Origin of the sequence: Oleispirillum naphthae, from assembly GCA_027864655.1 — a bacterium.
Taxonomy (GTDB): domain Bacteria; phylum Pseudomonadota; class Alphaproteobacteria; order Rhodospirillales; family Rhodospirillaceae; genus Oleispirillum; species Oleispirillum naphthae.
Genome location: JAQAZG010000018.1, coordinates 1 through 21,517 on the forward strand (window position 1 = coordinate 1; position 21,517 = coordinate 21,517).

General features: G+C 66.2%; 19 protein-coding genes. 15 read left to right on the forward strand and 4 right to left on the reverse strand.

Annotated elements, in window-relative coordinates; translation table 11 throughout:
• The first annotated feature begins 855 nt into the window (after positions 1 to 855).
• The 6 genes from O7R11_RS14635 to O7R11_RS14660 all read left to right on the forward strand — a co-directional run bounded on the left by O7R11_RS14635 (position 856) and on the right by O7R11_RS14660 (position 9,760).
• On the forward strand, positions 856 to 2,160 hold the full coding sequence (locus tag O7R11_RS14635; RefSeq protein WP_337998282.1) for a 3-oxoacyl-[acyl-carrier-protein] synthase III C-terminal domain-containing protein: 1,305 nt from the start codon (positions 856 to 858) through the stop codon (positions 2,158 to 2,160).
• Complete coding sequence (locus O7R11_RS14640; RefSeq protein WP_337998283.1) at positions 2,151 to 3,335, forward strand: acetyl-CoA acetyltransferase; 1,185 nt, start codon at positions 2,151 to 2,153, stop codon at positions 3,333 to 3,335. The genes O7R11_RS14635 and O7R11_RS14640 overlap by 10 nt, the downstream gene beginning before the upstream one ends.
• A gap of 67 nt (positions 3,336 to 3,402) precedes the next feature.
• A complete protein-coding gene (locus tag O7R11_RS14645; protein WP_337998284.1) occupies positions 3,403 to 4,596 on the forward strand; it encodes a CaiB/BaiF CoA transferase family protein in 1,194 nt (397 codons plus the stop codon).
• Between the two features lie 50 nt (positions 4,597 to 4,646).
• Positions 4,647 to 5,996 (forward strand): MFS transporter, encoded by a 1,350-nt coding sequence (locus O7R11_RS14650; RefSeq protein WP_337998285.1) that lies wholly within the window; start codon positions 4,647 to 4,649, stop codon positions 5,994 to 5,996.
• 105 nt (positions 5,997 to 6,101) lie between these two features.
• Entirely contained in the window at positions 6,102 to 7,460 is a 1,359-nt protein-coding gene (locus O7R11_RS14655; RefSeq protein ID WP_337998286.1) for an MmgE/PrpD family protein, read from the forward strand.
• Positions 7,461 to 7,825: 365 nt separating this feature from the next.
• Complete coding sequence (locus O7R11_RS14660) at positions 7,826 to 9,760, forward strand: sigma 54-interacting transcriptional regulator (protein WP_337998287.1); 1,935 nt, start codon at positions 7,826 to 7,828, stop codon at positions 9,758 to 9,760.
• 107 nt (positions 9,761 to 9,867) lie between these two features.
• On the opposite strand, the gene O7R11_RS14665 is transcribed toward O7R11_RS14660, so the two are convergent.
• Positions 9,868 to 10,320, reverse strand: coding sequence for a LysR substrate-binding domain-containing protein (locus O7R11_RS14665; RefSeq protein WP_337998288.1), 453 nt, complete (start codon positions 10,318 to 10,320; stop codon positions 9,868 to 9,870).
• On the opposite strand from O7R11_RS14665, the gene O7R11_RS14670 reads away from it, so the two are divergent.
• On the forward strand, positions 10,213 to 11,115 hold the full coding sequence (locus O7R11_RS14670; RefSeq protein ID WP_337998309.1) for a lyase family protein: 903 nt from the start codon (positions 10,213 to 10,215) through the stop codon (positions 11,113 to 11,115). The two genes, O7R11_RS14665 and O7R11_RS14670, sit on opposite strands and share 108 nt — an antisense overlap.
• Positions 11,116 to 11,274: 159 nt before the next feature.
• Here the strand turns inward: O7R11_RS14670 and O7R11_RS14675 are convergent, their stop codons facing one another.
• Positions 11,275 to 12,195, reverse strand: coding sequence for a sugar phosphate isomerase/epimerase family protein (locus tag O7R11_RS14675; RefSeq protein ID WP_337998289.1), 921 nt, complete (start codon positions 12,193 to 12,195; stop codon positions 11,275 to 11,277).
• Positions 12,196 to 12,384: 189 nt separating this feature from the next.
• Here O7R11_RS14675 and O7R11_RS14680 point away from each other — a divergent pair, with 189 nt between their 5' ends.
• From O7R11_RS14680 to O7R11_RS14710, 7 genes are all read left to right on the forward strand, one after another.
• Positions 12,385 to 13,419, forward strand: a complete 1,035-nt coding sequence (locus O7R11_RS14680; protein ID WP_337998290.1) for an ATP-grasp domain-containing protein — start codon at positions 12,385 to 12,387, stop codon at positions 13,417 to 13,419.
• Between the two features lie 27 nt (positions 13,420 to 13,446).
• Positions 13,447 to 13,917, forward strand: coding sequence for a rhodanese-like domain-containing protein (locus tag O7R11_RS14685; RefSeq protein WP_337998291.1), 471 nt, complete (start codon positions 13,447 to 13,449; stop codon positions 13,915 to 13,917).
• Positions 13,918 to 13,984: 67 nt separating this feature from the next.
• Positions 13,985 to 15,043, forward strand: a complete 1,059-nt coding sequence (gene queA, locus O7R11_RS14690; RefSeq protein ID WP_337998292.1) for a tRNA preQ1(34) S-adenosylmethionine ribosyltransferase-isomerase QueA — start codon at positions 13,985 to 13,987, stop codon at positions 15,041 to 15,043.
• Positions 15,040 to 16,170 carry a tRNA guanosine(34) transglycosylase Tgt gene (tgt, locus tag O7R11_RS14695; protein ID WP_337998293.1) on the forward strand — a complete coding sequence of 377 codons (1,131 nt, stop codon included), beginning with the start codon at positions 15,040 to 15,042 and terminating at the stop codon, positions 16,168 to 16,170. Before queA ends, tgt begins: the two co-directional genes overlap by 4 nt.
• A 239-nt stretch (positions 16,171 to 16,409) precedes the next feature.
• Positions 16,410 to 17,552, forward strand: coding sequence for a tRNA epoxyqueuosine(34) reductase QueG (gene queG, locus O7R11_RS14700; protein WP_337998294.1), 1,143 nt, complete (start codon positions 16,410 to 16,412; stop codon positions 17,550 to 17,552).
• The gene (locus O7R11_RS14705) at positions 17,542 to 18,222 is read left to right on the forward strand and encodes a sensor histidine kinase (RefSeq protein WP_337998295.1); all 681 of its coding nucleotides are present in this window, start codon (positions 17,542 to 17,544) and stop codon (positions 18,220 to 18,222) included. Before queG ends, O7R11_RS14705 begins: the two co-directional genes overlap by 11 nt.
• Positions 18,219 to 18,902, forward strand: a complete 684-nt coding sequence (locus tag O7R11_RS14710) for a formylglycine-generating enzyme family protein (RefSeq protein ID WP_337998296.1) — start codon at positions 18,219 to 18,221, stop codon at positions 18,900 to 18,902. Before O7R11_RS14705 ends, O7R11_RS14710 begins: the two co-directional genes overlap by 4 nt.
• Before the next feature lie 34 nt (positions 18,903 to 18,936).
• On the opposite strand, the gene O7R11_RS14715 is transcribed toward O7R11_RS14710, so the two are convergent.
• On the reverse strand, positions 18,937 to 19,317 hold the full coding sequence (locus O7R11_RS14715) for a helix-turn-helix domain-containing protein (protein WP_337998297.1): 381 nt from the start codon (positions 19,315 to 19,317) through the stop codon (positions 18,937 to 18,939).
• 483 nt (positions 19,318 to 19,800) lie between these two features.
• Here O7R11_RS14715 and phbB point away from each other — a divergent pair, with 483 nt between their 5' ends.
• Positions 19,801 to 20,529 (forward strand): acetoacetyl-CoA reductase, encoded by a 729-nt coding sequence (phbB, locus tag O7R11_RS14720; RefSeq protein WP_337998298.1) that lies wholly within the window; start codon positions 19,801 to 19,803, stop codon positions 20,527 to 20,529.
• 170 nt (positions 20,530 to 20,699) lie between these two features.
• Here phbB and gloB read toward each other — a convergent pair whose 3' ends face one another.
• Positions 20,700 to 21,470, reverse strand: coding sequence for a hydroxyacylglutathione hydrolase (gloB, locus tag O7R11_RS14725; protein WP_337998310.1), 771 nt, complete (start codon positions 21,468 to 21,470; stop codon positions 20,700 to 20,702).
• Between the last annotated feature and the right edge of the window lie 47 nt (positions 21,471 to 21,517).

Consider the following 21,517-nt stretch of genomic DNA (forward strand, 5'->3'; position numbering starts at 1 on the left):
ACAAGGCCCTCGCCAAGTTCGCAAACCGACGCCGAGGAAAGCTCAAGCCCAATCCGTAGCCGTCAGACGACGCTTACTCTCCTCCGGTGGTCTTGCAGGAAGTGTACAGGAGGGGATGAGAGAGGGCTACGGCGACCCGCGTGTTTGCCAAAGCGTCATGCGTGAAAGCATGGCATGAACGATCCCGGGAACGGGTGTGATTTTCCCGATGGCGTTTCTTCTAACTTCCTGATAAGTCAGTAAAGTTACTCAATGCAGTCTCATCGTTAACCGCTGAATATCTGGACGGTCTCAGCCTTAGCTTCCAAGATTCCCGCGGTTAGGTGCCGAATTCAGGGCTTTCGGCAGCCTCCCGTTCCATCCTTATCTACCTTCCGACAGCAACCGATAAGAAGGCTCAGCCTCGCCAGAAGCGGGTCTGCTTATGGGCCATGGGAGATGCGGCTGGACGCACCCCTCTGTGCAACGTCGCGGGGTGCTATGCGGCCCTTCGGCGGCGGTTCCAAATATGGAATTTATTGTTTTATAAGTGGAACAAAGACGCTTCGCGAATTCTTGTCGCCGGTCGAAATCATCTCAATATAGCATTGATATATAAGGATTATTTTAATCCCTCTCCGCTGGCATGCTTCTTGTACTTAAAGCGGCGAGAGGTCAGGCGATGGCTCGATGCCCCGCTTGTTCCACTCGGCCCAAGGAGTAGCGGGAGAGAGTTGAATGCAGATCGGTATAGCGTCAGTCGGAGCATATGTTCCGCGCTATCGAATGAAACGCGATCTCATTGCGCAAGCATGGGAGCGGCACGCCCTGAAAGGGGAAAAAAGCGTCGCAAACACCGACGAAGACAGCCTCACCATGGCGGTCGAGGCTGCCCAGCGTTGCCTGAGCGGGAGGAGCGATGACCGCGTTGACGCGTTGTTCTTCGCTTCGACGACGGCACCCTATGCAGAGAAGTCTCATGCCAGCCTGATCGCGACGGCATGCGACCTCAAGGATGAGATTTCCACGGCGGATTTCGCCCATACCGCACGGGCAGGATCGAGTGCACTGATCGCGGCGCTGCATGCCGTCGCCTCCGGCGACACCGCCCAGGCGCTGGTGACTGCCGCCGACTGTCCGCTCGCCTATCCGAAGTCGGACCAGGAGCAACTCGGAGGGGATGCCTCCGCCGCGGTCCTGATCGCCCAGGAAGACCTGGTCGCCGTGCACAAGGCCACCTTTTCCGTCAACAACGAGATTCTCGATACGTGGCGGAACTACGGAGAAATCTTCGGCAATACCTCCGAAGCGCGCTTCGCCTCCGACAAGGGCTATCACCTCGCCATGGCGAAGGCGGTCGGCGGGCTGCTGAAGAAGGCCGGGCTGTCGCCCAAGGACGTCGGCAGGCTGGTTCTCGCCTCTCCGGGGCTCAAGGACGCCGCGCAGCTCGGCAAGCGGCTGGGCTTCGCGCCGGAGCAGATTCAGGACCCCCTGATGACGCAGGTGGGCTATTGCGCCGCCGCCCAGCCGCTGCTTCTTCTGGCGAGCGCCCTGGAAGCCGCCGCGCCCGGCGATCTCATCGTCCTGGCCGCATACGGCACCGGAGCGGATGCCTTCCTCTTCCAGGCCACGGACGCCGTGAGCCGGGTGCGGGAAGGTGCCATGGTGGCGCGCAGCCTGGAGGAGAAGGGCTCCCTCGGCTCCTACAGCCGCTACCTTTCGTTTCGCGGCATTCTCGAAACCCTGCCCGGCGAACCGTTCCGGACCTTCCCCTCGACCTCCGCCTATTGGCGCGATCAGAAGGCGATTTTGCGGTTCCACGGCGGCCGGTGCCGCAAGTGCGGCACGGTGACCGCCGCGATCAACCGCATCTGCCCGAACTGCGGGGCGAAGGACGATTACGAGGAGGTGCGCCTCTCCGGCCGCAAGGCGGCGGTGTTCTCCTATTCCGTTGACAACCTCGCGGGACGCAGCGACGACCCGGTGGTCGTTCAGACGGTCTGCGAAGACGACGAAAAGACTCGCTACTACCTGCTGATGACGGATTTCGACAGCAATTCGGTCCGCGTCGGCATGCCGGTCGAGTTCACGTTCAGGAAGATCTACGTAGGCGGGAATTACATAAATTATTACTGGAAGTGCCGTCCCGCCGTTACAGGAGGGGCTGCATCATGTCGCTGAAGGATAAAGTCGCCATCGTCGGCATGGGATGCTCCAAATTCGGGGAGCGCTGGGACTGCGGCGTGGCGGATCTCGCCATCGAATCGGCCTACGAGGCCTATGCGGACGCCGGGGTCGAGCCGAAGGACATCCAGGCGGTGTTCGTCGGACAAATGTATGCCCCGGTCGGCGGATTGGCCGCCTCGCAGGTGGTGGATGCCCTCAAGCTGAACGGCATTCCGCTGCTCCGCAACGAGAACTACTGCACGTCCGGCCATATCGCTCTGCTCGAGGCCTGCATGGCGGTTGCCAGCGGCGCCTACGACGTGGTCATGGCGCTCGGCGTCGAAAAGCTGAAGGACACGGGCTACCCCGGTCTGGGTGCAGGCCGCGGCATGAGCCCCGTCGCGGAGGCGCGGCGCACCGCGCCGGGCTCCTTCGCGCTCATCGCGACCCGGTACTTCGAACAGTACGGCCTCAGCTACGAGGAAGGCCGGCAGACGCTGGCCAAGATCGCGGTCAAGAACCACAGAAACGGCATGCTCGCCCCCAAGGCCCATTTCCACAGGGAGATCAGCCTGGAGGACGTGCTGTCGGCGCCGGTGATCGCCACGCCGCTCGGTCTCTTCGACTGCTGCGGCAACAGTGACGGCTCGGCCTGTGCGATCGTCACCCGCGCCGATGCCGCCCGCTCGATGCGCGACGACCCGATCTACGTGAAGGGGTTCGGCGTCGCCATGGACGCCATGCTGCCGCATGTGCGCCCCGATTTCAGCTGGACCAGCTTCAATGCGCTGAAACAGTCCTCGTCCAAGGCCTATGCCATGGCGGGCATCAAGGACCCGCGCAAGGAGCTGGACCTGGCCGAGGTGCACGACTGCTTCACCGTCACCGAAATGCTGATCTACGAGGACTTCGGCTTCTCCCCCCGGGGGAAGGCGCGCGCCGACATCGACAACGGCGTCTTCGAACGGGAAGGCGAGCTCCCGGTCAATGTTGACGGCGGTCTCAAGTGCTTCGGCCATCCGGTGGGTGCGAGCGGCCTGCGCATGACTTACGAAATTTATAAGCAGCTGCAGCACAAAGTCGATAATCCCGAACGGCAGATCAAGAACGCCGCACGCGCTCTCTCGCACACTTTCGGTGGAGGGCCGCAGATCAGCGCGGTTCTTGTCGCCGGAAACGAAAAGGGATGAATACGCGGGCGTTGCTCCCGCCATGGGTCAACGCCGCTATGATTTACGAATAACGGGAGATAGAGTCATGGAAAGAGAAGAGAGCGCCCTCGCGGGCGTACGGGTTCTCGACGTCACCCGGGTTCTGGCGGGGCCGCATTGCGGTGCGATTCTGGCGGATCTGGGGGCCGAGGTCATCAAGATCGAGCAACCGAATTCCGGCGACGACGCGCGCCAGTTCAATCCCTTCGTGAAGGGGGAAAGCTCGTACTTCATGAACCTCAATCGCGGCAAGAAGGGTGTGACCCTCGACCTCAAGAAGGGCAAGCAGGTCTTCCTGCAGATGGTCGCCAAATCGGACATCGTGATCGAGAACTTCAAGCCGGGCACCATGGCCAAGCTCGGTCTCGACTACGAGGCGCTGAAAAAGGTCAACCCGGGGATCATCTTCGTCTCGATTTCCGGTTTCGGCCAAAGCGGGCCGTATCACCTGATGCCCGGCTACGACCTGATCGGCCAGGCGATGAGCGGCCTGATGAGCGTCACCGGCGAGCCTGGGCGCGAACCGCTGCGCGCGGGCGGCCCGATGTGCGACGTGATGGGCGGCATGTCCGGCGCGATGGCGGCTCTCGCGGCGCTGCAGTACCGGAACCGCACCGGCAAGGGCCAGATGATCGACATTTCCCTGCTCGATGCGTTGGTGGCGAGCATGATGACGATCAACCACCACTATCTCGTGGACGGACGGATTCCGCAGCGCAGGGGGAACGCCTATGAATCGGCGGCCCCGGCGGACTCGTTCCGGGCCGCCGATGGCTACTACGTCGTCACCATCGGCAACGACAAGCTCTGGCGCGCCCTGGTCGACCTCATGAAGCTTCCGCAGTTGCTTGAGATGGAAGAGTTTTCCACGAACTTCAAGCGCGTCCAGAACGCCAAGCAGTTGAAGAAGCACATCGAGGCGTGGTCGTCGGCCCTGACGGTGGGCGAGGTGGTCAAATCCATGCTCGACGTCGGCATCGCGGCAGCCCCGATCCTCGATATCAAGCAGGTTTGCACGGATCCGCATATCGCGGGGGCGCGCGGCATGTTCGTCGAAGTCGATCATCCCACGGCCGGAAAAGTGCGGATCACCAACTCGGCGCTGCGCCTGTCGGAAACCAATGCGCACGTTCGCGGGCCTTCTCCGACGCTCGGGGAACATAATGAGGCGGTCTACGGGACGGTTTTCGGTTTTGCGCCGGAGGATATCGCTGCCTGGAAGGAGGTAGGCGTCATTTAAAAGTAAAAAACACGACGGTCTGAAAATAGGCAGGAACACGGAGCGATATCATGTCCATTAAACTTGATAAATCACTATATAAGTGGGTTGTCCTTTTGGCATGCCTGTTCGTCTACAGTACATCTCATTTGGTCAGGTGGAACTATTCGAGCGTCACTAAGTACCTGATGGAGGACCTGCACATCGGCAAGCCGGAACTCGGCGTCATGGGGGCGGCGTTCTTCTATGCCTATGCCGCCGTGCAGATTCCCTGGGGCCTGGCCGCCGATAAACTGGGCGCGCGCTACGTCATTCCGCTCGCCACCGGCATTCTCGGATTCTTCCTGGCGGGGTTCGCCTTCAGCGGCACCTATACGGAGGCGCTGGTCTGGCGCGCCCTCATGGGCGTGGTTTCCGCCTCCGGTTACGTGTCGATCAATTCCGTCCTGTCCAAATGGTTCCCGCTGCGTCAGCGCGGACTGGCGATGTCGATTTTTTCCGGGGTCGGCGGCGCCAGCGGCGAGGTGATGAGCTTCCTGCTCATTCCGGTCATCGCCCTTTTCATGGAGAGGGGCATCTTAGGACAGACCGGATGGAAGGCCTCGACCATCGTCATGGGATGCGTGGTGGTGCTGATCGGCATCATGGCGGCGGTTCTGCTGCGCTCCGACCCCACGACCATGGGCCTGCCGTCGGTGCAGAAGGCCGAGGACATCAAGCCGGACATCGATTATCGCGAGGCGGCCAAGGAGGCGACCAAAAACCCGGTGCTCTGGCTTCTCTCCGGCGTGCTGAGCTGCTACATCGTCGCGTGCCGCCTGGGTCCGGCCTGGCTGCCGCTCTATGCGACGGAGTTCTACATCCAGACCAAGGGCATGCCGAAAGAGACGGCGATCGTCGCGGGCGGGGTGATGGCGACTCTCTACGTTCTGGGACGGTGCCTCGGTTCCCCGGTCGTCGGGCAGGTTTCCGACATGCTGCTCAAGAAGTACGCCGTGCCGCGGTTCTCCATCGTCACGGTGATGATGGTGCTGATCGTCGTGATTTTCGGCCTGTTCACCCTGCCGATCCCGAGCCCGTATGTCCTCGGCCTGTTGGCCTTCGCGGCGGGCACCGTGTTCAACAGCTTCCCGATTCTCAACGCGGCGACCGCCGAGTTGCTGTCGGTGAAGACGGCAGGCTATTGCACCGCCGTGATCAATACCGTCGGCCAGGTATCCGGCGCCCTGTCGCTCACCGCGAGCGGCTACATGGCGGTGCGTTACTCGGTCAAGGGCGGCGCCTTCTATACGGAATTCCTAGGCATCTGGTACCTGGGGATCATCGCGGGCGCCATCGGCATCGTGCTGGCGGGCATGGTGATCCGACGGGAGAGCAAGATGCTCAAACTGCGGAACATCACCGGCAAGGCCACCGCCTGACCGCAGCGGCCGGAAAGAGCTCGCCGGGGAGTCGTTCCCGGCGGGTTCCCAAGCGATAATTCCCCCTTATGCATTCGCCTTCCCGAACGGGCGGAGAGGAAGATCATGGACCGAACGCTGTCGTTACGGATCGCCGACTTTATTTTCGGCCTCGACGAAACGAACATCCCCGCGGCGATCGCGGAGAAAACCCAGACGTGTCTTCTCTATGGCTACGGCATGGGCCTGAACGGCAACGACACGCCCTATGCGCCGGTGGCGCGCGCGGCGGCAATGTCGATGTACGGCGCGCACCCCGCGGGAGCGACGATGCTGGGCGACGCGCGCAAGACGTCCATCGCCGGGGCATGCCTGGCCGGTTCGGCGCTCCTCCACGGCCGTGCACAGGAGGATACCTGCGGCGCGGCCCACTTCGGCACGCTGCTCATTCCCCTGCTGACCTCGCTGCTGGAAACCCGGCGCTATCCGCTCGCGCGGCTGATTCCCGCCATGGTGGCCGGGTACGAGGCGGGCGGCCTGCTCGAAAAGGCCTATGCCGGGCAGAGCACCCCGGCGGGTTTCCGCGCCTCGGCGATCTACGGCACGGTCGCGGCTGCGGCCGCCGTCGGCAAGATGCTGCACCTGGACCGAGACCGGCTTGCCGCCGCGCTGGCCAATGCGGTCTCCTTCTCCGGGGGGGTGCTGCAGTCGTTTTCCGAAGGAACCGACGAATGGCGCTATCAGCTCGGCGTGGTCGCCGCCGTCGGGTGGACGGCGGCGGAGTTGGCCGCGGCGGGGTCCGTCTCGGCGTCGCATGCGTTCGAAGGCAAGTCCGGCTTTGCCCGGGCTTTCGCGCGTGCCGAGTGCGATGTCGAGGGGCTCGCCCGCCATCTCGGCGAGGACTGGGCAATGCTGCGCGTCACCTTCAAGGCCTATCCGGTGTGCGCCTTCAATCAGACCCCGGTGATCGCAGCGCTTGCCTTGCGGGAGCGCTTGAACGGAGGCGCGCCCGCGGCGGTGCGGGTGCGGATGAACCCCTACGAGACCCACTATGCCGGCATGGACGCGGCGGGTCCGTTCAATTCGATTTCCGGCACCTTGATGAGCATTCCGTTCTGCGTCGCCACGACGCTGCTCTACGGCGTGCCGGACAGGAAGCGCATGGCCACGTATGACGATGCGTCCCTGAACGATCTGATCGGCCGCACCAAGCTGATTTCCGACCCATCGGTGCCGACGCTGTCCTGCATCATCGAGGCGGATACGGCAGGTGGCGGAACCTGCGTGCAGGACCAGCGCATGACGGCGGCGGACCTGGCCTACGACCATGCCACGGTCTCGAAGATCGTGCGCCGGGTGGGGAACGAACAGGGCGTGCCGCAGGAGGCGTTCGACCGTCTCGACGGTTTCCTGGCGGCCTTGCCCGACACGCCGATCGACGCGGTGCTGGATGCGTTCTCAGTGGGCAGAGCCGCAGCGCGATGAAGGGTTTGTAGGAATCACCCAAAAGCGGGCGCCGGGGGCCGTCCCCTCTTCCGGCGCCAGACACGGACGCTGTATCTCCCCCTGACGGCGTTCGGTCCGGATGCCGGGGTTCTCCCCCTCGTTATTTCTCCGGCATCCGGCTTGCTCTTCCGGCGGCGCTCCTGGCCTCGGAGCCGCACGCTTCTCCTCATGCATCGCCGGGAATGTCGCGGCGCGCGCCCGGGATGTCTTGCCACCCGATACGCCTAGAAAATAATATCGTATGTGGAGCGTGTGCCCGGGGCCGTGCCTTCCGGTTCCCGGACCTCGCCGTGAGCCGCTGCCGCGCAGCGGCCCGCCGCAACGTATCGGTGGGATGCATGCAGATGAAACTTCATCCGTACGAGACGCTCGAACAGCCGATACACATTGCGCTGGTGGAAACCAGCCAGCGCATAGACTCCAGCTTCCGCAGCATCGCCGAGAGATGCGGTGTGGTGCCGCACACCTTCACCTGCCCCTTCTCCGAAATACCGGGCGTGGCGAGGGAGATGGAAGGGCGTGTGGATGCCATCATGTGCCGTGCCGGTACGGCGGAATACGTCTCCCGTTCCGTCTCCATTCCCGTGGTCGCGATCCCGATCACCTCCTTCGATGTCATGTCGGCGATGTACAACCTGAAGAAGCCGATCAGGAAGGCGGCGATCTTCTGCCACCGCAAGGTGTTCTCCGGCATCGACCTTTTGGAGAAGATGTTCGATTGCAAGATCTACCAGTACGAGTTCTCCGACGATGTCCTGGACGAGATCGACAACGGAGCGCGGAATGCGCTCTCCCTGGGGGTGGAGTACTGCTTCGGCGGCGGCATCACCTATGAATGCGCCAACAAATACAACATGACGGCGGTCAAAATCTCGCCGAACGAAGATTCCATATTTCGTTCGGTCAACGAGGCGCTGCGCGTCGCCAGGGTGCGCAGGCAGGAACGCGGCCAGGCGGCCTGGCTGACCGTTCTTTTCGATTCCATCTCCGAGGGGATCATGGTTACGGACAACGAAAGCAAGATCGTCGTCTGCAACGGTGCCGCGAAAAAAATATGGCGGATCAGCGGACACGAAGCCACGGGGAAAAAGGTCGATGAGGTTCTCCGAATCTCCGGCATGGCGGTGGATCTCAAGCCGGAAGAGCAGGAGATCAATTTCCTCGAGACGATTTACGGCAAGACCTTCGCCATACGGAAAACCCCCGTGCTCCTCGACGGGAATTTGATCGGAACGGTGAGCACGTTCGAGGACATCACGAAGATTCAGCATCTGGAGGAGATGATCCGCAACCAGATGCGGAACAAAGGCCTGATCCCGAGATACAACTTCGATGACATCCTGAGCCGCAACGCGGCGATGGTGGACTGCAAGAAGCTGGCGGCGCGTTATGCATCGACGCAGGCCTCCGTGGTCATCGAAGGCGAATCCGGCACCGGCAAAGAGCTGTTCGCACAGAGCATCCACACTGCGAGCGACCGCGCTTCCGGCCCGTTCGTCGCGGTCAACTGCGCGGCGATTCCCGAGGCGCTCCTGGAAAGCGAACTGTTCGGTTACGAGGGGGGCGCCTTCACCGGCGCGCGGCGCGAGGGCAGGCAGGGTCTGTTCGAACAGGCGCACAAGGGGACCATCTTCCTGGATGAGATCAGCGAAATCCCCGCCGCGTTGCAAGCGCGTCTGTTGCGCGTCCTGCAGGAGAGGGAGGTGCGGCGCGTCGGGGGCGACAAGATCATTCCCGTCGATATCCGGATCATCAGCGCGACCAACAGAAACCTGTGGCAGAAGGTCGAGCAGGGCCTGTTCCGTGAGGACTTGTTCTATCGGCTGAACGTTCTGTACCTGCAGATTCCGCCCTTGCGCGAGCGCAGGGACGATATCGGCATTCTGTCCGAGAGCATCCTGCGGCGATTCGGCGTGCATCCCCCACCGGAGGCTCTCGCCGCCATTACCCCGATTCTCATGGCCTATGACTGGCCGGGGAATATCCGGGAGCTTTCCAATATCCTGGAACGTCTCTCCCTTCTCGTGACCGATGCCCGGTCTCCCGGGGAATGGGCGGAAATTTCGCGCCAGATCCTGAAGGTTCCGGCGCGCCGGGAGTCGACGCTGCACGTCGCGCTCGATATGGAGCAGGATTTGAAGGGGATCGTCCGGAGCGTGGAGAAGGAAGTCCTGCACCACATGCTTGCGAAGTACAACAACGACAGCGCCATGGTCGCCGAAAAGCTGAAGATCGGCCGGACCTCGATGTGGCGAAAGGTCAAGTACACAGCCTCATAAACCGAGGGCCGGGGGTCAAATCCTCTCTCCGCTGCCCGTGCAGGTCATATACAGGGCGGAAAAGGGGCGTCCTGTCACTCCAGGCGGATTGGCTCTTTCTTTCCGGCCTATTCGGGCGGCTTATCAAGTCTTCGAACCAGGTCGCAGACCGCCGGTAATGCGGGGTTGTGGTTGTCGCCCAGCCAAAGCGCGTGCAGGTTGGCTGTGATGTTGTTGCCGAGGCTGATCGGCCGCAGCACGACGTTGTCGAAACAGGCATTCCTCGTGTCTTCCTGCACGATCGCTATCCCAAGTCCCGTGCTCACCATGGCCAGGATCGCCTGCGCGAGTTTCATGAACTGAATGTACCTCGGGTGAACCCCGGCGGACTGGAAGGCGTTGGCCAGCAGGTCATGAACATAGCGCGCTTCCGGTGAGTACATGATGAAGGGTTCCCCGTCGATCTGCGCAAGCTGCAAGATGCGTTTTTCGCCAAGGCGAAGGAATTCGAGCGCGTCCTCAAGATGGGGCGCACCCACCTGCAGGATGCCGTGCCGATGTCGCTGGGCGACGAGTTCCACGGCTGGGGAACGACGATCGGCGAGGAGGTCGAGCGCATCGCCGAGGCCACGAACTTGCTGCGCGAGATCAACCTCGGCGCCACCGCCATCGGCACCACGGTCACCGCGGCGCCGGGCTATCCGGAACTGGCCACCAGGTACCTGTCCGAATTCACCGGGATTCCGTTCACCCTCGGCGGCGACCTCGTCGAGGCCACCTCCGATACCGGCGCCTATGTGCAGTTGTCGGGCGTGCTCAAGCGCACCTCGACCAAGCTCACGAAGATCTGCAACGATATCCGCATGCTCGCGTCCGGGCCGCGCTGCGGCTTCAACGAGATCAATCTTCCGCAGATGCAGCCGGGCAGCTCGATCATGCCCGGCAAGGTCAATCCGGTGATCCCGGAGGTGGTCAACCAGACCGGCTTCCTGATCATCGGCCTCGATCTCACGGTAACGCTGGCCGCCTCCGCGGGCCAGCTCCAGCTCAACGTCATGGAGCCGGTGATCGGCTATGCGCTGTTCACGTCGATCTCGACGATGGAGAACGCAGTGAACAGCCTGCGCGCCAATTGCATCGACGGCATCACCGCCAACGCCGAGCACACGCGCAGCATGGTGATGAACTCGCTGGGGATTGCCACCGTGCTCAAGCCCTCGCTCGGTTACAGGCAGTGCGCCGAGATCGTGCGCGAATGCTACCTGACCGGAAAGGCGCTGCACGACGTGGTGGTCGAGGAGCGCGGGCTGCTGACGCAGGAGCAGTGGGACGAGGTGTTTTCGTTCGATAACCTGATCGGATCGAAATTCACCTGACGGAAAATGATGACAGGGGCCGGATGGACCGGCGCTACCGTGCCGCGCAGGCGGCCGGCCATGCCGTGCGCTTCGCCGTGGGCGGCGAGGATCGGCAAAAGCGGCGCGAGACTTGTACGCACGGCCATGGCGGTCTCCTCGATGCGGGAACGCGGGGACTCAGGCGGCGGCAGGGGCGGGGGCCAGTGCCGCGGCGATGCGCCGCGCCCGCGCGAGGCTGTCGGCGAGGGTTTCCGGCCGCTGGTGGCGGGGGATGATTTCGAGGGTGAGGATGGGGTCCGGCCGCACCGCGAGGCCGGTGAGCAGGCGGTCGAAGTCGAGGTTTCCCCAGCCGAGCGGCAGGTGCAGGTCGCCCTGGCCGAAGGCGTCGTTCTCCTCGGCGATCCAGGTGAACAGCTCGGGCGGCAGGCCGAAGGAATCGTGCAGGTGGAGGTGCCCGATGTCCGGGGCCATGGCGCGGATGTCGGCGGCAAGGTCGCTGCCGCGGGTGGCCGCCGCGATCGCCGCGTGGCTGACGTCGAGGCAGCAGGTGAGCGCCGGGTGGCCGATTTTTCGCACCATCGCGGCGATGCGCGCCGGGTCGTTGCCGTAGGTGAAGCGGTCGCCCACCAGCTTCGGCGTCACCGTCGGCATGTTCTCCAGCGCCACCACCATTCCCGCGTCCGCCGCCAGGTCGGCGAGGCGGGCCAGCCCCTCCGCCTCGCGCATCCTCAGCGCCGCCTCCTCGGCGGCGCGGGCGCGCGGCAGCCAGCCGGGGTGGACCACCAGGGCCGCCGCGCCGAGAAGGCCGCCGATCTCGATGCACCCCGCCGCCACCGCGGCATGGGTTTCCGCATGCGCATCGTCCATCAGGTTGAGGCTCAACGGCGCGTGCAGGCTTACCGCAAGGCCCGCGGCGCGCACCGTGCGCGCCACGCGCTCCGCCTCGGCGGCGTGGAGGCGTCCGCCGAAGATCGCGCCGAGAGCGTGCGCCGCAAGCTCCACGCCGGAAAAGCCGAGATCGGCGGTCTCGGCGAGAAGCGCGGCGAGGCCGCCGTTGCCGGCCGGGCGCAGGGCAAGGTGGATGCGGGCTGCGGTCATCGGGAAACTCCTCTCCGGAAACGGCGCGGATGATAATCCGCCGCCGGGGGTTTGTCTTGCGGCGCGGACGCCGGGGAAATGAAGGATTGGTGAAGCGGTGCGTGCGTTCGTCTTGAATGATGATATCATTATATATAGGGGAACAGCCTTCGCCGTCCTTTCCCGGTCTCAGCGAGAAGGAGCCGCGCCATGCCCTACACGGTGATCCTGACCTCGGTCGGCGTCGAGATGGCCACCGACACCATCATGCGCCTGCGCGAAAGCCCGGTGCACGACATCCGCGTCGTCGCGGTGGACCGCCGCGCCGACGTCAACGCGCGGCACTTCGCCGATGCGTTCGTCTGCATCGATTCCTGGGATCCGGAAACCTTCGCCCACGCCGTGGCGCGCCTGGCGGAGACTTACCATGCCGACATGGTGCTGCCGCTGGTGGATGGCGACGTTCTGGCGCTTGCGCCGCACCGCGACCTCTTCTCCGACGTGGGGTGCCTGCTTGCCTGCAACCGGCTGGAGATCGTCGCGACCCTTTCCAACAAGCTTGTCGCCTATGAGGCGTTCACCCGCCTCGGCCTGCCGGTGCCGGACTGGAGCAGCGCCGAAACCCGCGAGCAGCTGATCGCCGCGGTGGAGCGGATGTACGGCCTCTACGGCGAGGTGGTGGTCAAGCCCGCGAGCGCGCATTCCAGCCGCGGCGTCAGCGTCGTCCGCAGCGCCATCCACGGCGCGCAGGAATACCTCGGCAGCCGCGAGGTGCACATGGATTACGACACCTTCATGACCCGCTTCGTCGATGTCTACGATTCGCTGTTTCCGGTGGTGGTGATGAAGCGCGTCAAGGAGCCGGTGCACGACCTCGACGTGCTCGCCTGGAACGGCGAGGCGACGAGCGTGGTGCCGCGGCGGCGGCGCAATTCCGCGCTGCCCAACGAGGGGCACGAGATCGTCGATTCGGCGATCCTGTGCGACCTCGGCCGCGATGTGGCGCAGAAGCTCGGGCTCTCCTGGCTGGTGGACTGCGACGTGATGTTCGACGACGCGGGGGCTCCCTGCCTGATCGAGGTCAACCCCAGGCCCAGCCTCTCGGCGGTGGTTTCCGTCGCCGCGGGCGTGCCGCTCTTCGACGACATGATCGCCCTCGCCCGCGGGCAGGAGGTTCCCACGCGCTCTCCCGCCGCCGCCGCCCTGGTGGTACCCTATCGCACGATGGCGACGGCGCGGGGCTGACGCCACCTGCGGAACAAGGACGGATCGATGTTCGGACGCGGTTTCCTTGCGGCGCTTTTCGCTCTGGCGGCGATGGTGTGTTTCTCCGGCGCGGCGCTTGCCGCCTCCGCCGTCGCGGTGGAAAATCTCAAACCGGCGGAGGCGTGGTCGAAGCTGCAACGCGGCGAGGCGATCCTCATCGACGTGCGCACCCAGGGCGAGTGGCAACAGACCGGCGTGCCGCGCGCGGCGCGCCGCGTCACCCTCTCCGACCCGCGCGGCGCGGCGGGCTTCGTCGCGGGGGTGGGAAAGGCGGTGCGCGGCGACCTCAAGACCCCGGTGATGCTGATCTGCCGCACCGGCAACCGCTCCGCCGCCGCCGCCAAGCTGCTCGTCGCCGCCGGGTTCCGCAGCGTCTACAACGTCACCGAAGGGGTGATCGGCAACGGCAGCGACACCGGCTGGGCGTGGCGCGGCCTGCCGATGGCCGCCTGCGGCGTCTGCGCGGCGCAGAACTGATCCCGCGGTTGACAGGGGGGCGGGCCTGGGCTAGCCCTCTGCGTCCGTAGCCGCCCGGGAATCCATCATGCGCGTCGATGCCTTCGATTTCGACCTGCCGCGCGCGCGCATCGCCGACCGTCCGGCGGCGCCGCGCGACGCCGCGCGCCTGCTTCACGTGCGCCGCGGCGGGCTTGCCGACCTCGGGGTGCGCGACCTGCCGTCGCTTCTGCAACCCGGCGACGCGATGGTGGTCAACGACAGCCGGGTGATCCCGGCGCGGCTTTATGGCGGCCGCCTGCGCCCCGGCGTCGCGCCGCTGCGCGTCGAGATCATGCTGCACAAGGCCGAGGGCGGGCCGCGCTGGCGCGCCTTTTCCCGGCCCGGCAAGCGGATCAAGGCGGGGGATGTGATCGATTTCGGCGGCGGTTTTTCCGCCGAAGTGGCGGAAAAGTCCGCCGAGGGCGATATCGCCGTGGTCTTCGACCGCGAGGGCGCGGCGCTGTTCGCGGCGCTTGCCGCGCACGGCGAAATGCCGCTGCCGCCCTACATCGCCCGGCCCGCGGGCGCGGACGAGCGCGACCGCACCGACTACCAGACCGTCTACGCGCGGGAGGACGGCTCGGTCGCCGCGCCCACCGCCGGGCTGCACTTCACGCCGGAACTGCTCGCCGCGATCGCCGCGCGCGGCGTCGAGCGCCTCTCCGTCACCCTGCACGTCGGGGCCGGGACCTTCCTGCCGGTGAAGGCGGAGGACACCCGCGACCATGTGATGCACAGCGAATGGGGCGTCATCCCCGCCGAGGTGGCGGACAGGCTCAACGCCGCGCGCGCCGCCGGGGGCCGCCTGCTCGCGGTGGGCACCACCGCCTGCCGCATCCTCGAAAGCGCGGCGGACGAGGACGGCACCATCCGCCCCTTCTGCGGCGAGACCGCGATCTTCATGACGCCGGGATACCGCTTCCGCGCCGTGGACCGCCTGATGACCAACTTCCACCTGCCGAAATCCACCCTGTTCATGCTGGTTTCGGCGTTTTCCGGCCTTTCCCGCATGCAGGCGGCCTATGCGCACGCCATCGCGGCGCAGTATCGTTTCTATTCCTACGGCGACGCCTGCCTGCTCGAACCCGGAGAGGACGACCGATGAGCGACTTCGGCTTCACCCTGCTTTCCACCGACGGCATGGCGCGCCGCGGGCGGCTCGCCACCGCCCACGGCACCATCGAAACCCCGGCCTTCATGCCGGTGGGCACCGCCGCCACGGTGAAGGCGATGATGCCGGAATCCGTCGCCGCCACCGGCGCGGAAATCCTGCTGGGCAACACCTATCACCTGATGCTGCGCCCCGGCGCGGAACGCATCGGAGACCTCGGCGGCCTGCACCGCTTCATGGCCTGGGACAGGCCGATCCTCACCGATTCCGGGGGGTTCCAGGTGATGTCGCTGGCGAAGCTGCGCAAACTCGACGAAACCGGCGTCACCTTCCGCTCCCACGTGGACGGCTCGGCGCATCATCTCTCGCCGGAACGCTCCATGGAGATCCAGCGCCTGCTCGACGCCGACGTCACCATGGCCTTCGACGAGTGCACCCCCTTCCCGGCGGAAAAGGACGCCGCCGCATCCTCGATGCGACTCTCGATGCGCTGGGCGGAACGCTCCAAGGCCGCCTTCGTGCCGCGCCAGGGCTACGGACTGTTCGGCATCGTGCAGGGCAGCACCTTCCCCGACCTCCGCCTCGAATCCGCCGCCCGCCTGCGCGACATCGGCTTCGACGGCTATGCGGTCGGCGGCCTCGCCGTCGGCGAGGGCCAGGCCGCGATGTTCGAAACCCTGGAGATCGCCACCCCGGCGCTGCCCACCGGCAAACCCCGCTACCTGATGGGCGTCGGCAAGCCGATGGACATCGTCGGCGCGGTGCTGCGCGGCATCGACATGTTCGACTGCGTGCTGCCCACCCGCTCCGGACGCACCGCCCAGGCCTTCACCCACCGCGGCACCCTCAACCTGCGCAACGCCCGCCACGCCGACGACCCACGCCCGCTCGACGAACGCTGCGACTGCCCGGCGTGCACCCGCTATTCCCGCGCCTACCTCCACCACCTCATCCGCTGCGAGGAAATCCAGGGCGCGATGCTGCTCACCTGGCACAACCTCCGCTTCTTCCAGATGCTGATGCGCCGCCTGCGCACCGCCATCGAAGCCGGAAACGCCGCCGCCGAAGCCGCCGCCATCGCGGCCGAACTGGCGCAAGGCGACATCCCGCCGCGCGGGTAGCACAAAAACTTTGCGAGGGGACTCGATCCCCTCGCGCACCCCATTACTTTTCCGAGCAAGCGCCATAAACCTATGGCGGTTGCAACAAAGGTGTTGATTGCCGCTGCGCGGCGAAAAAAGTTATGAGGGGGGCGGGGAGACCGATCTCCGCCTTGGGGACGCCCACTGGGCGTTCCCACCGCCTTCGGCGGTCGGCTTCGATCCCCGCGAAGTTTTTTCTCGATTTCGGATGAGGCGTGATGAGCGAGCGGGCCGAGGCGGTGATCCGGGCGTGGGCGGCGGAGGCGGGGTTCGACGTCTGCGGCATCACCTCCGCGGATGCGGTGGCGGGCGCGGGGCCGGCATTGCTTGCCTATCTCGCCGAGGGGCGGCACGGCGAGATGGCGTGGATGGAGGGGCGGGCAGCCGAGCGCGCGGCGTTGTCGGCGTTGTGGCCGGGGGCGAAGAGCGCGGTGGTGTGCGGCCTCAACTACGGGCCGGAGGACGACCCCCTGGCGCTGCTGGAGCGGCGGGACCGCGGCGCGGTGAGCGTCTATGCGCGGCACCGCGACTATCACGACGTGGTGAAGGCGAAGCTGAAGCGGGTGGCGCGGCGCATCCATGGGGAGATGGGCGCGGCGGTGAAGGTGTTCGTCGATACCGCGCCGGTGATGGAGAAGCCCCTGGCTGAGCGCGCGGGCCTGGGGTGGATCGGCAAGCACAGCAACCTGGTGTCGCGGGGGTTCGGCTCGTGGCTGTTCCTCGGCGTGATCGCCACCGCCATGGAGCTTGCGCCGGATGCGCCGCATGCGGAGCGCTGCGGGCGCTGCCGCCGCTGCCTGGACGCCTGCCCCACCGCGGCGTTCACCGGGCCTTGGCGTCTGGATGCGCGGCGCTGCATTTCGTACCTGACGATCGAGCACGCGGGGCCGGTGCCGCGGGCGCTGCGTCCGCTGATCGGCAACCGCATCTACGGCTGCGACGACTGCCTGGCGGTCTGTCCGTGGAACCGCTTCGCGCAGGCGGCGGCGGAGACGAAGCTGAAGGCGCGGGAGGACCTGCGCGCCCCGCCGCTCGCCGAGCTGGCGGAACTGGACGACGCGGCCTTCCGCGCGCGGTTTTCCGGCTCGCCGGTGAAGCGCATCGGGCGGGCGCGGTTCGTGCGCAACGTGCTGATCGCCATCGGCAACTCCGGCGACGCGGCGCTGGCGGCGGCGGCGGAGGCGCGGCTTTCCGATGCCGAGCCCCTGGTGCGCGGCGCGGCGGTGTGGGCTCTGGCGCGGTTGCAGCCTTGGGATGTATTCTGCCGCCGCGCCGCCCATATCGAGGAAGGCGACGCCATGGCGCGCGCCGAGTTGGACGCGGCGCGGCAGGAGAGAGAAGGGCGCGCGGATGGCGGATGACACACCGCATACCGGAGAAGCGGAGGGCCTGACGCCCGCCGCGCTGGCGCACGAGCTTCGCTCGCCGCTCGGCGCGATCAAGGGGTTCGCTTCGCTGATCGCCGAGCAGGCCTACGGCCCGCCGGGGGATTCCCGCTATCTCGACGCGGCGGCGCAGATGCTGGTGGCCTGCCGCCACATGGAGAGCCTGATCGACGGCCTCCTCGACGAGGCGCGGATGCGGCGGGGCACCGATGCGCTGAACGAGACCACGGTGGACCTTTCGGAGATGCTCGCCACGGTGCAGTCCTGGCTCTCCGACGATATCGTGCGCACCGGCGTGGTGGTGCGGGCGCGGGTGGCGCTGCGGCCGGTGCTGGTGCGGGGCGACGAGCGCCGCCTGCGCCAGGCGATGCTCAACGTTCTGGGCAACGCGGTGAAGTTCGCGCCGCGCGGCGGTCACATCGACATCGCGATCGCGGTGGAGGCCGAGGGCGGCGTGGCGATCTCGTTCCGCAACGACGTGGCGGCGGCGGCGATGGGCGCGCCGGGCACCGGCTGCGGCCTCGGCCTCTACATCACCCGCGCCCAGATGTGCGCCCACGGCGGCGACCTTGCGGTGCAGCCGACCGCCGGGGGCGGGGTTCTGGTGCGGCTTTTCCTGCCCGCGTCGCGCCGGGTGGCGGGATGAAGCGGGGACTCGCCGCGCTGGTTGCGCTGTTCTTTCCCGCCGCCGCCGCCGCCGCGCCGGGGGAGTCGGCGCGCGACCACCCCCTGGCGCCGGAAATGGTTCTGCTGCCGCGCTTCGAGGGCCACGATCTGGCGATGGCGCGCACCGAGACGACGTTCGCGCAGTGGGATGCCTGCGCCGCCGCCGGGGCCTGTCCGCGGGTGGCGGACGATCACGGCTGGGGACGGGGCGCGCGCCCGGTGATCAACGTCTCGTGGGAGGATGCGGCGGCCTATGCGCGCTGGCTCTCGGCGCTCACCGGGCGGCGCTACCGCCTGCCGAGCGCCGCGGAGTGGGAGTTCGCGGCGCGCGCGGGCAGCCGCACCGCCTATTGGTGGGGCGACGAGATGAAGCCCGGCGTGGCGCGCTGCCGCGGCTGCAATCCGGGGGTGAACGACTACGGCACGATGCCCGCGGCGAGCTATCCGCCCAACCCCTTCGGCCTCTACGACATGAACGGCAATCTCTGGGAGTGGGTCGCCGACTGCGCGCCCGCGGCGGAAAAGACCTGCCCGGCGCGGCTGACCCGCGGCGGCGCCTGGTACTACTTTTCCAAGCAGGCGAAGGCGGAAGCGGCGGCGCCGCGTCCCCCGGCCGAGCGCAGCTTCACCGTCGGCTTCCGTGTGGTTTCGGAGCGGTGAAGAAGGCCCGGCCTTCAGGGATGTGTAAGGCCGCTTACTCGGCGGCCATCGCGGTGGCGAGCGCCCGGGCCATCTGGCTCAGGGCTTCCTGGTGTTTTTCGTTGGGAATCGCCGCGAAGTTGCGGGCGAGTTCCAGGCACATGCGTTGCCGGTCGTTGAGTTCCGGCGCACGGTCCTCGGTCAGCCCCTCGAAGAAGAAGCTGACGGGAACCCCCAGAACCTGGGCGATCTCGTAGAGGCGTCCGGCGGAGATGCGGTTGATGCCGCGCTCGTACTTGTGGGCCTGCTGGTAGGTGACGCCGATCATGTTGGCCATCTGCTGCTGGCTCAAACCCAGCATGATGCGTCGTTCGCGGATGCGGGAGCCGACGTGCTTGTCGGTGGCATTCGCGCGGTTGACGGGGTTGTCGCTCATTGTTTTCGCATTCCTCAAGGGTCGAAACCGCGTGCGTCCTCCCGGAACGTTTGCGGCCGGTCGTTGCGGCCGTTGCTGATTTTTATGAGATGGCCGTCATTCAGGGGTATGCATATTGAAAACCCCAACGACGTGCAAGTGTAATCAGTGGGCGTTTCGTCATCGCATCCCTGAACGCTGGGTTGGGGCGGTTTCGTGCCCGAGGAGTAGGAGGAAATGCTCCGGCTTCGGAGTTACAATATTGCAGTTTGATGACGAAAACGGCGGGGTTTGACGACTCGCGCGCAAACGCCGCCGGGTGTTTTTCTCCCCTGGGGTGGGGAATCGGCGCGCCAGGGCGGGAAAACCGGGGCGTGCGGGCGATCGGCCCTGGCACCGCCGGTGGCGATCGCATAGGCTGGTCCGCAGGGATGGGGCGCACGTGGAGTTCCGCTGCGGGGAGTGCGCATCCCTGAGGGTTTTCTTTGCAGAAAGGGCAGGAAGATGAGCAAGGGCCGCGTCGCATTGGTCACCGGGGGCACGCGGGGAATCGGCCGCGCCATCAGCGAAGGCCTGATGAACGGCGGCTATCGCGTCGTCGCCTCCCACAATGCCAACGACGAGGCCGCCGCCCGCTTCGCCGAGGAGACCGGCATCCCGGTCTACAAGTTCGACGTTTCCGACTTCGCGCAGTGCGCCGAGGTGCTGGCGCAGATCGCAAAGGATGTCGGCCCCATCGAGGTGCTGGTCAACAACGCGGGCGTCACCCGCGACACCACGATGCACCGCATGGACCGCGAACAGTGGAACGCGGTGATCGATACCGATCTCTCCGGCTGCTTCAACGTCACCCGCGCGGTGATCGACGGCATGCGCGAACGGGGCTTCGGCCGCATCGTCAACATCAGTTCGATCAACGCCCTGATGGGCCAGTACGGCCAGGCCAACTTCGCCGCCGCGAAGGCGGGCATCCTCGGCTTCACCCGCGCGCTGGCGCTGGAAAGCGCGGGCAGGGGCATCACCGTCAACGCCATCGCGCCGGGCTACGTGGATACCGAAATGGTGCGCCAGGTGCCGCCCGCGGTGCTGGAAAAAATCGTCGCGCGCATCCCCATGGGCCGCCTCGGCCGCGCCGAGGACATCGCCCGCGGCGTGCTCTTCCTCGTCGCCGACGGCGCGGACTATATCACCGGCTCGACGTTGTCGATCAACGGCGGCCAGTTGATGCCGTAAAACTAAAACGTTCCGGAGGGTCGCGGACCCTCCGGGCCTCCCATAACTTATTTTTCGCCGCGCAGCGGCCATCAACCGTCACGCCGCGTGACGGCCCTATGGCGCTGCGCGCAAAAACCAAAGTTATGGGGGGAGTGGGGGGACCGAGTCCCCCCGCGAAGTTTTGGTTGTCAGAACACGTCCTTGCGGCGGCGGATTTCGGCGAACACCGCCACCGGCGGCGCGCCCGCCATGCCGAGCGCGGCGGCCAGAGCCGGGTCGTCGGCGCGGAGGAAGGGGTTGGTTTCCTTTTCCAGGCCGAGCAGCGAGGGCACGGTGGGCCGGCGCTTGCGGGTGAGCGCCTCCACCTCGGCGGCGCGCGCGGCGAGCGCCGCATTGTCCGGATCGACGGAGAGGGCGAAGGCGGCGTTGCCGAGGGTGTATTCGTGGCCGCAGAACACCTGGGTTTCGTCCGGCAGGGCGCGCAGGCGGCAGAGGCTCTGCCACATTTCCTCGGCCGAGCCCTCGAACAGCCGCCCGCAGCCGAGCGCGAACAGGGTGTCGCCGGGGAACAGCGCGTCCTCCCCCATGAACCAGTAGGCGATGTGCCCGGAGGTATGGCCCGGCACCTCGAACACCATGGCGTGGGTTTCCCCCAGGGGCACGGTATCGTCGTCGCCGACCGCGAGATCGACCCCGGGGATGCGGTGCAGGTCGGCGGCGGGCGCGACGACGCGGCAGCCGGTGGCCGCCTTGATCGCGGCGACGCCGCCGATGTGGTCGGCGTGGTGGTGGGTGATCAGCACCGTGCCGATCTCCCATCCCTGGGCCTGGGCCTCGGCGAGCAGCGGGTCCGCCTCGCCGGGGTCGATGGCGGCGGTGGCGCCGGTCTGGGGTTCGTGCAGCAGGTAGGCGTAGTTGTCGCCCAGTACGCGCACCTGTCGGATGGTCAGCATGGCCAGCCTCCTTCGCAAACGGCTTTTCCCATCCACGATATCCCCATGACCCC